The sequence below is a fragment of the Burkholderia sp. Bp8963 genome (assembly GCF_003854275.1).
Lineage (GTDB): Bacteria > Pseudomonadota > Gammaproteobacteria > Burkholderiales > Burkholderiaceae > Burkholderia.
This window is the reverse complement of record NZ_QTQP01000012.1, coordinates 171,366-181,079: the sequence shown is the minus strand read 5'-3', so window position 1 is coordinate 181,079 and position 9,714 is coordinate 171,366. Positions and strand designations below refer to the sequence as shown.

At 68.2% G+C, this 9,714-nt stretch carries 6 protein-coding genes; 5 read left to right on the top strand and 1 reads right to left on the bottom strand.

All coding sequences use genetic code 11. The features are described from left to right. Positions 1 to 123: 123 nt before the first annotated feature. Positions 124 to 2,502, bottom strand: a complete 2,379-nt coding sequence (locus DID96_RS13140; protein ID WP_124599748.1) for a DNA polymerase II — start codon at positions 2,500 to 2,502, stop codon at positions 124 to 126. Positions 2,503 to 2,867: 365 nt separating this feature from the next. On the opposite strand from DID96_RS13140, the gene DID96_RS13135 reads away from it, so the two are divergent. The 5 genes from DID96_RS13135 to DID96_RS13115 all read left to right on the top strand — a co-directional run bounded on the left by DID96_RS13135 (position 2,868) and on the right by DID96_RS13115 (position 9,711). Next, positions 2,868 to 3,953 (top strand): porin, encoded by a 1,086-nt coding sequence (locus DID96_RS13135; RefSeq protein ID WP_124599747.1) that lies wholly within the window; start codon positions 2,868 to 2,870, stop codon positions 3,951 to 3,953. A 44-nt stretch (positions 3,954 to 3,997) separates the two neighbouring features. Then, complete coding sequence (locus DID96_RS13130) at positions 3,998 to 4,813, top strand: SDR family oxidoreductase (RefSeq protein WP_124599746.1); 816 nt, start codon at positions 3,998 to 4,000, stop codon at positions 4,811 to 4,813. A gap of 287 nt (positions 4,814 to 5,100) precedes the next feature. After that, complete coding sequence (locus DID96_RS13125) at positions 5,101 to 7,101, top strand: hydantoinase/oxoprolinase family protein (protein WP_124599745.1); 2,001 nt, start codon at positions 5,101 to 5,103, stop codon at positions 7,099 to 7,101. Next, positions 7,098 to 7,562, top strand: a complete 465-nt coding sequence (locus tag DID96_RS13120; RefSeq protein WP_124599744.1) for an acetone carboxylase subunit gamma — start codon at positions 7,098 to 7,100, stop codon at positions 7,560 to 7,562. Before DID96_RS13125 ends, DID96_RS13120 begins: the two co-directional genes overlap by 4 nt. A gap of 19 nt (positions 7,563 to 7,581) precedes the next feature. Then, positions 7,582 to 9,711, top strand: coding sequence for a hydantoinase/oxoprolinase family protein (locus DID96_RS13115; protein ID WP_124599743.1), 2,130 nt, complete (start codon positions 7,582 to 7,584; stop codon positions 9,709 to 9,711). The last annotated feature ends 3 nt before the right edge of the window (positions 9,712 to 9,714 follow it).

Below are 9,714 nucleotides of genomic sequence, written 5' to 3'. Positions count from 1 at the left end.
CAGGGCTTCAGGTAGCAGCAGCATTTGCTGCGGCTCATAGGGGAGGTAATTCGCGCTCATCTGCTCATAACGCGCCACCTCCCTTGCCCGATGACCAGGAATTGACTTCTGCCGCCCAGACTCCTAGCCCTGAAACAACCGCCCCTGCCCCGACACGACCGATTCGAAATCGTCGCGCACGAACGGCAGGATCGCATCGGCAACCGGTTGCAGCTGGCGGCTCACGTAGAACGCATAGTCGATCGGCGAGCGCATCGTTTCGAGCGGTTCCGGGCCGGCCGTCGTCATCATGTAGCTGATCCACCCGCCGCGCTGGTACTGCAGCGGGCGGCCGTGCGTGTCGTTGAACGCATCGGCGATGCGCGCCGCGCGCACGTGCGGCGGCACGTTGCGCTGGTACTCGCCGAGCGGCCGGCGTACGCGCTTGCGATAGACGAGCAAGTCGTCGAGTTCGCCGGCGAGTGTGCGGCGCACGTAGTCGCGGATGAAATCCTGATACGGTTCGCGCTTGAACACGCGCCGGTACAGCTCGCGCTGGAACTGCTGCGCGAGCGGCGTCCAGTCGGTGCGTACCGTCTCGAGCCCCTTGAACACGACGTCTTCGCGGCCGTCCGGCGCGACCGCGAGGCCCGCGTAGCGCTTCTTGCTGCCTTCGTCCGTGCCGCGCACGGTCGGCATCAGGAAGCGGTGGTAGTGCCGCTCGTATTGCAGCTCCAGTGCGCTGTCGAGCCCGAAGCACTGCTGCAGGTGCGTCTTCCACCAGCGGTTCACATGCTCGACGAGCGCGCGCCCGATGCGTGCCGCGTCGTCGTCGGAGTGCGGCTCCTTCAGCCAGACGAACGTCGAATCGGTGTCGCCGTAAATCACTTCGTAGCCCTGCGATTCGATCAGCTCGCGCGTGCGGTGCATGATCTCGTGGCCGCGCATCGTGATCGACGACGCGAGCCGCGGGTCGAAGAACCGGCAGCCGGTGGAGCCGAGCACGCCGTAGAACGCGTTCATGATGATCTTCAGCGCCTGCGACAGCGGCGCGTTGCGCTCGCGCTTCGCGAGCTCGCGGCTGTCCCACACGCGCCGCACGATGTCGGGCAGGCAATGCCGCGTGCGCGAGAAGCGCGCGCCGAGAAAACCGGGCACCGACGCGTCGTCGCCCGGATCGGCCAGACCCTCGATCAGCCCGGCGGGATCGATCAGGAACGTGCGGATGATCGACGGATACAGGCTCTTGTAGTCGAACACGAGCACCGAATCGTAGAGCCCGGGCCGCGAATCCATCACGAAGCCGCCGGGGCTCGTCTGCCCCGTCACGTCACCGACGTTCGGCGCGACGTAGCCGAGCCGGTGCATGCGCGGCAGGTACAGGTGCGTGAACGCCGCGACCGAGCCGCCGGTGCGGTCCGCCGCGAGCCCGGTGACGGTCGCGCGTTCGAGCATGAACGACAGCAGGTCGGCTTTTTCGAAGATGCGCGTGACGAGCTCGCAGTCCTTCAGGTTGTAGCGCGCGAGCGCGGGCTTGTCGTGGTCGAAGCGGCGTTGGATCTCGTCCATCCGCTGGTACGGGTTGTCGATCGACTTCCCTTCGCCGAGCAGCGCCTGCGCGACGTATTCGAGGCTGAACGACGGAAAGGTCCAGGTTGCCGACTTCAGCGCGTCGATGCCGTCGATCACGAGGCGCCCGGCCGCGGCCGCGAAGAAGTGGTCGGGCTGCTGGCCGTGCGCGCGCCAGTCGAGCACGCTGCCGCCGCGCCCGAGCCGCAGCGGCACGCGATACTGCTCGGCGTGCGCGTGCGCGTGCAGCACGCGCAGGTCGAACTGGATCAGGTTCCAGCCGATGATCACGTCCGGGTCGTGCTGCTCGAACCAGTCGTTCAGGCGCGCGAGCAGCGTGGCCCGGCTGTCGCAGTAGTCGAACGCGAAGTCGACGTCGCGCGCGTCGCCGTTGGCCGGGCCGAGCATGAAGACCTGCCGCTGGCCGCAGCCTTCGACGGCGATCGAGTACAGCTCGCCGTGCGCGCTCGTCTCGATGTCGAGCGACACGCAGCGCAATGCGGGGCGGTAGCTGGCGTCGGGCTTCAGCTCGCCGTCGCACAGCACGCCATCGCCGTCCGGCACGCCGCGAAACCGCACCGGCGCGGTGATGAAGCGCTCCATCATGTAGCGCTCGGGCGGCTGCACGTCGGCTTCGTAGACGTCGACGCCCGCGCGGGCCAGGCGCTTCTGCAGCGCGGACAGGTGACGGTAGCGCCGGCAGTAGAGGCCGACAACCGGGCGCTGCCGGAAGTCGCGCAGCGCGAGCGGGCGCAGTTCGGCGCCGCTTTCGCCCGCGAGCTCGCGCTCGGCCGCTTCGCGCTGCTCGACCGGGACGAACGCGACCGCTTCCTGCGGACGCAGCCGCACGCGGCGCGGACCGTGTCCGGTTGCCAGCCAGAACTCGATTTCGACGCCGGCCGCGGTGTCCCGCCAGTGGCGGGTAAGGATGAAGCCCTGCTCGAATTCCGTCAAAACGCGCGCTCGTCGTGGGTACCCAGGCGCCGGATTTTAACGCCGGGGCGGGGTGGCCGGCCGATTTCACGGTTCGGCGATCGGGGGGCGCGCCGCGTCGTGCTGCGTGGCGGGTATGACAGCGGGGGGGCCGCCCGCTGCGCCGGCTGATACGGGGAATCCATGCCGGCGAACTACCCGAACGGGTAGCTATCGCCCGATCCGCCCGTCCCTACACTGCCTCTCCAGCCGGCATCACGAAGCCTGCACAAGCGTCGCCGTTGCCCATCGCCGTTGTCCGCCGTTGCCACCCTGCGTCCGGACACGGCGCTCGCCTGCGCGATGCGTGGATCTTCAACAGCACAAAACAACTGGAGACACCCCTGATGACCTGCTTTCAATCCCGCACCCGCATTGCCCTCGCCGCCGGCGCATGGCTCGGCACCGTCGCATTGTCCGCGCACGCGCAAAGCAGCGTGACGCTGTACGGCATCGTCGACGCGGGGATCCTCTATACAAGCAAGTCGGTCGATCCCGCGACCGGGCGGAACGCCGGGCACCAGTTCTCGATGGTCACCGGCGGCATGACGCCGTCGCTGTTCGGCCTGAAGGGCGTCGAGGATCTCGGCGGCGGAGTGAAGGCGCTGTTCACGCTCGAAAGCGGCATCGACAGCACGAACGGCGGGTTTGCCGATTCGAACGGCAACCTGTTCGGCCGTCAGGCGTGGATCGCGCTCGCGAGCGACTACGGCACCGTGAAGGCCGGCCTGCAGTACTCGCCGTTCGTGCTGTCGCTGATCTCGACCGACGCGCGCAACGTGTCGTATTTCGGCAGCCAGGTGCCGATCTACGTCGGCAGCGTGTTCGTGACCGGCATCTTCAACGCGAACGCGATTTCGTATACGAGCCCGACGATCGCGGGTTTCCAGGGCAGCGCGATGCTTGCGCTCGGCGGCGCCGCCGGCAACTTCCAGGCGGGCCGGCAATATTCGGCGAGCCTGAACTACACGTACGGCACGCTGCTCGTCAGCGCCGCGATGTACAGCGGCAATGCGGGCGGCAGCGCCGCATCGACGCCGGTGCCGAGCATGGTGCCGTTTTCGGGCCGCACGATCGGCGCGAGCTATCAGTACCACGACCTGACCGTGAAGGCGACGTTCGCGAACTACAAGATCGCTGGCTCGTTCGACAGCCGTGTCTATGGCGGCGGCGTGAGCTATCAGGTCACGCCGGTCGTGATCGCGGACGCGGGCGTCTGGTACACGAGCGACGGCAACGAGACGAGCAACCATTCGATCCTGGCCGCGACGGGCGTGACCTACAGCCTGTCGAAGGCGACGCTGCTCTACGGCCAGTTCGGCTTCGTCAACAACCACGGAAAGATGAACACGGGGCTGTCGACGAACGGCGCGCTCTACGGGGTGTCGGGTTCGACGTTCGGCACGACGGTCGGCATTCGCCATCTGTTCTGACGCTTGCTGCGTGATCTCTGAACCACGGAACTAAGGAGTCCATCATGCAGATCGACATCGATTTCAGCGGCCGTCACGTGTTCGTCTTCGGCGGCACGACCGGCATCAATTTCGGCATTGCGGCGGCGTTCGCGCGATGCGGCGCGAACGTCAGCGTCGCGAGCCGCAAGCGCGAGAACGTCGACGCGGCGGTGGCCGCGCTCGCCGGCCCGCGCGCGCAGGCGCATGGCGTCTGCGCGGACGTGCGCGACTTCGAGGCCGTCGGCGCGGCGTTCGACGACGCGGTGCGCCGCTTCGGGCCGATCGACGTGCTGATCTCCGGCGCGGCCGGCAACTTCCTCTGCGACGCGAATGCGATGTCGGCAAACGGCTTTCGCGTGGTCGTCGAGATCGACCTGATCGGCTCGTTCAACGTGATTCGGCAGGCGTACCCGCATCTGCGCAAGCCTGGCGCATCGATCGTCAACATCACCGCGCCGCAGGCGACGGTGCCGATGCGCTACCAGGCGCATGCGGCGGCCGCGAAGGCGGGCGTCGACCAGCTCACGCGCGTGCTCGCGCTCGAATGGGGCACGGACTGCCTGCGCGTGAACGCGATCTCGCCCGGCCCGATCGACGGCACCGAGGGCTTTCGCAAGCTGATTGCGCGCACGGACTCGGAACTCGCGGCGGCCGAGGCGGCGGTGCCGCTGCGCCGCTTCGGCACGGCCGATGACATCGCGAATCTCGCGCTGTTCCTCGCGTCGCCGTATGCGTCGTACGTGTCGGGCGCGGTCATCCCGTGCGACGGCGGCGGCGCGGTCGACAGCGTGAAGCCCGCGCTCGAGCGCGCGGGCGCCCACGCGCCGCTGCGGTCCTGAAGCCGGAGGCGCGCCCGGTACGGGCAATCCATGAAGCAGGACTACCCGGACGGGTGGCGGGGCGCGGCCGGGTTGCCACCTAGACTGATTCCGCAGCGCAAACACGACGAACAAGCAGCGAACAAGCAACGAACACAAACGGACTGGAGACAACGTGCATTCCCTTTTTCTTCCACCGCCGCACCGCCGGATGACCGGCCCATGCGCCCCCGTCGGCTTTCAGCGCGATGCGCGATCCCGGCTGCCCGGCCGGGGTTGAACCGGCACTCAACGAAGCGAGAGAGCTCATGAGAATCTCATCCGATTCCATCCATGACGTGCCGCCGAACGCGGAGAGCACCCGGCCCGCGCGGCATCGTCTGATCAACATCGACAACGGCGGCACGCTGACCGACATCTGCGTGATGGACGGCGACAAGGTCGTCCGCACGAAGACGCTGACGACGCCGCACGACCTGTCGCAATGCCTGTTCGACGGGTTGCGCAAGGCGTCCGAAGCGGTCTATGGCACCGAAGACCTCGAGGCGTTGCTGCTGTCGACGGCAGCGATCCGCTATTCGACGACGCAAGGCACGAACGCGCTCGTCGAGCGCAAGGGCCCGCGGCTCGGGCTCGTGGTCGGCGGCGCGCTGAGCGTCGCGCAGGTGCAGGCAGCCGACGGCGCAGCCGGCCTGTTCGACGCGGTGATCGGCAGCCGTGCGGTCGCGCTGTCCGCCGAGTCGCTCGAAGCCGACGTCGTGCGCGCCGTCGGCGAGCTCGCGGCGGCGGGTGCGAACCGGCTCGTCGTGTCGATCGGCGGCCCGGACCGCGCGGAACGCGAGCAGCGCCTGAAGCGCAAGCTGCTGCGCAGCTTCCCGCCGCATCTGCTTGGCGCGTTGCCGATCCTGTACGCACACGAAGTGGCCGACGACGCGAACGACGTTCGCCGCACGTGGACCGCACTGTTCAACGCATTCCTGCATCCGGCGATGGAGCGCTTCCTGTACAGCGCCGAGCAGAAGCTGCGCGACGCGCGCGCGCAGAGCCCGTTGCTGGTGTTTCGCAACGACGGCCATGCGGGACGCGTCGCGAAGACGATCGCGCTGAAGACCTACAGCTCGGGCCCGCGCGGCGGCATGGAGGGCGCGCGCGTGCTGGCCGCGCATTACGGGCTGAAGCACCTGCTGTCGATGGACATCGGCGGCACGACGACCGACATCGGCGTCGTCGACGAGCGCGGCGTGCGGGCGGACCGGCGCGGCAACGTCGAAGGCGTGACGACGTCGTTCGCGCTGTGCGACGTCGTGAGTGCGGGCGTCGGCGGCAGCTCGATCATCCGCGCGGACGGCGAGCGGATCGCGGTGGGCCCGGAAAGCGTCGGCAGCGCGCCGGGGCCCGCGTGCTTCAGCCTCGGCGGCACGCAGGCGACGATCACCGACGCGTTCACGCTGTCGGGCCTGCTCGATCCAGCGTCGTTCTTCGGCGGCAAGCTGCAGCTCGACAAGGCACGCGCGCTTCAGGCGATCCGCACGCACGTCGCCGATCCGCTGAAGATGGGCGACCTGGAAGTGCTGTCGGCGATGGAAGGCGCGTGGGTGAAGAAAGTCGTCGACAGTCTGACCGCGTATGCGGCGATCCGCCCCGATACGACGCTCGCCGCGTTCGGCGGCGCGGGTGCGCTCGTCGCGTGCCGGGTTGCGGACGCGATCGGCGTGAAGCGGGTGCTGATTCCGGCGCTTGCCGCAGTGTTCTCCGCGTACGGGATCGGCTTCTCCGACGTCGGCCACAGCTTCGCGGCGCCGCTGGCCGATGCGAGCGCCGATGCGCTCGCCGCGACGATGGACGTGCTGTTCACGCAGGCGTCGCGCGCGATGTTCGGCGAGGACGCGGCGATCGACGATTGCCGCCTGAGCTACACGCTCGACGCAACCACGGCCGACGGGCGGACCGTCGAGCACGCGCTGCACGGACCGACGCTGCCGGCCGGCCTGCCGCCGGACGCGACGCTGTCCGTGTCGCTGACCGCAGTCAAGCGCATGCCGCAAGCGAAGCTCGACGGCCGTTTCGGCGAGGCCGGCCATCAGGTCGCAATCACGCGCGACACGCGGCGCGTCGTCGTCGACGGCCGCGAGGTCGAGCTGCCGCTCTATCGCGTCGAGGACCAGCCGAAGGGCGTCGCAGTGCGTGCGGCCGGCCCGGCGGTGCTCGAAGAGGCGTTCTTCACCGGGCGCATCGACGCCGGCTGGCACTTCGAAATCAACTCCGCGGGCGACATCCTGGTGAGCCGCGGCGAGGAGACCGAACAATGAAAGTCCTGATCACCGAAACCCTGCGCATCGATCTCGGCACCGAGCAGTGGGAATGCCGGCGCTGCGGCCAGTCGCATGGCAGCGCGCGCGACAACTACAAGCGCGGCCTGCTCGTCCACGACCGCGATCCGCGCGAGATCCACAAGCCGCTGCTCGACCCGAAGCTGTACGCGCGCACGTATTCGCCGGACCCGGACTGGTGCCGGATTCTCGAATACTACTGCCCGGGTTGCGGCGTGCTCGTCGAAGCCGAGTATCTGCCGCCCGGCCATCCGCCGCTGCATGACATCGACCTCGACATCGACGCGCTGAAGGCGCAATGGAAGGATCGCCCGGAGATGACGGAGCCCGCGCAGGCGCCCGACCTGGCGCTCGAACGCGTGAAGCTGCAGCGCGCGCTGCATGCGGCTGCGCATCATCGCCACGGAGTCGGTGCCGGCACCGACTCGTCGTCCACCTGACCTGCGGAGAGATTCGATCATGAAACGTGTTTCCGTCGACATTGGCGGCACCTTCACGGACTGCTTCGTGGCCTGGGGCGATCATTGCGTCGAAGGCAAATCGCTGACCACGCATCACAATCTCGCGGTCGGCTTCAACGACTCGCTCGCGGACGCGTGCCGCCAGCTCGAACTGACGCCGACGCAACTGCTGTCCGAAGTCGATTCGGTTCGCTATGCGACCACGCTCGGCACGAACGCGCTGATCGAGCGCAAGGGGCCGCGCGTCGGCCTGCTCGTCACGACAGGGTTCAAGCACACGGTGCCGCTGTCCCGCGCGCGCGGCTACGGCGAAGGGCTCGCCGAGCCCGAGCAGATGGACATCCCGAACGCGGCGCGGCCGGAGCCGCTGGTGCCGATTCCGCTGATCCGCGAGATCCGCGAACGCGTCGACTACCTCGGCCAGGTATTCTGGACGCTCGACGAGGACGACGTGCGGCTGCGCATCCGCGAGCTCGTCGACGCGGGCGCGCAGGCGCTCGTCGTGATGTTCACGAACAGCGTCGTGAACCCCGTGCACGAGTTGCGGGTGCGCGAGATCTTCCTCGACGAATATCCGGCGCACATGCTCGGCGCGATTCCGATGCTGCTGTCGCACCAGGTGGTCGGCCGCAAGGGCGAGTATTCGCGCGCGACGTCGTCGATCATCGACGCGTTCCTGCATCAGATCATGTATCACGGGCTCGGCACGCTCGAGCTGAACCTGCGCCAGCAGGGCTATACGAAGCCGATGCTCGTCAATCACAACTCGGGCGGGATGGCGCAGCTCAATTCGACCGACGCGTTGCAGACGGTCCACTCGGGGCCCGTGTCGGGGATCGCCGCGAGCGAGTATCTGGCGGCGGCCGCGGCGCTCGGCAACGTCGTCGCGACCGACATGGGCGGCACGAGCTTCGACATCGGGATCGTCGTGCAGGGCGGGCAGAAGTTCTACGACTTCAATCCGGTGATCGATCGCTGGCTCGTCAGCGTGCCGATGGTGCACCTCGTCGCGCTCGGCGCGGGCGGCGGCTCGATCGCGCGCTACGAGCGGATGTACAAGACGGTCGAGATCGGCCCGCAGTCGGCCGGCTCCGATCCGGGGCCCGCGTGCTACGACCGCGGCGGCCAGCATCCGACCGTCACCGATGCCGATCTGCTGCTCGGCTATCTCGATCCGAAGAACTACGCGAACGGCCGCATTCCGCTGAACCCGCGCCGCGCGAAACAGGCGCTGCTGGACGATCTGTGCGACGAGCTCGATCTCGACGTGATCGAAGCCGCGAAGCTGATCAAGAAGCAGGTGGACGCGTCGATGGCGAACGGCATCGCGACCGAGCTGCGCACGCGCGGCTACGAGCCGAAGGATTTCACCGTGCTCGCGTATGGCGGCAACGGGCCGCTGCATGCCTGCGGGATCGCGTCGGCGCTCGGGATCGCGAAGGTGCTCGCGCCGCCGTATTCGTCGACGTTCTCCGCGTGCGGCGCAGGGACCGTGAACCAGATGCACATCCACGAGATGAACACGTGGACAGTGCTCTTCAACCCGAACACGAAGTCGTTCTTCATGGACTTCGACGCCTTCAACCAGGGCGTAGAGGAACTCGAGCGGCGCGGGCGCGAGGATCTCGAGCGGCAGGGGATGGACCCGTCGCAGATCCGCTACCGGCTCGAGCTCGACATGCGCTACGGCAACCAGCGCGTGCAGACGGCCGTGGTGACGCCGATCTCGCGGCTGAAGACGCAGCGCGACGTGCTGACGCTGATGGACCTGTTCCACGAAAGCTACGGCTCGCGCTTCGGCGCTGGCTCGCAGAGCCCGGAGACCGGCGTGCGGATCAATACGCTGCGCGTGTGCGCGTATGTCGAGCAGCCGTCGGTGAAGTTCGCGAAGCTGACGGTCAGCGACGACCCGCTGCCGCCGCCGGAGCCGGTCGGCCATCGCGATTGCCACTTCGTCGGGCACGACGGGCCGCTTCGTACCGCGATCTACGACGACCGCGCGCGCGCCGAGCGCACGCAGATCGAAGGGCCGGCCGTCATCACGACACGCGCGACGACGTTCCTCGTCGAGCCGGGCTGGATCTATCAGGCGACGGCCCAGGGCGGCGCGTGGTTCCTGCGCAAGTAAGCA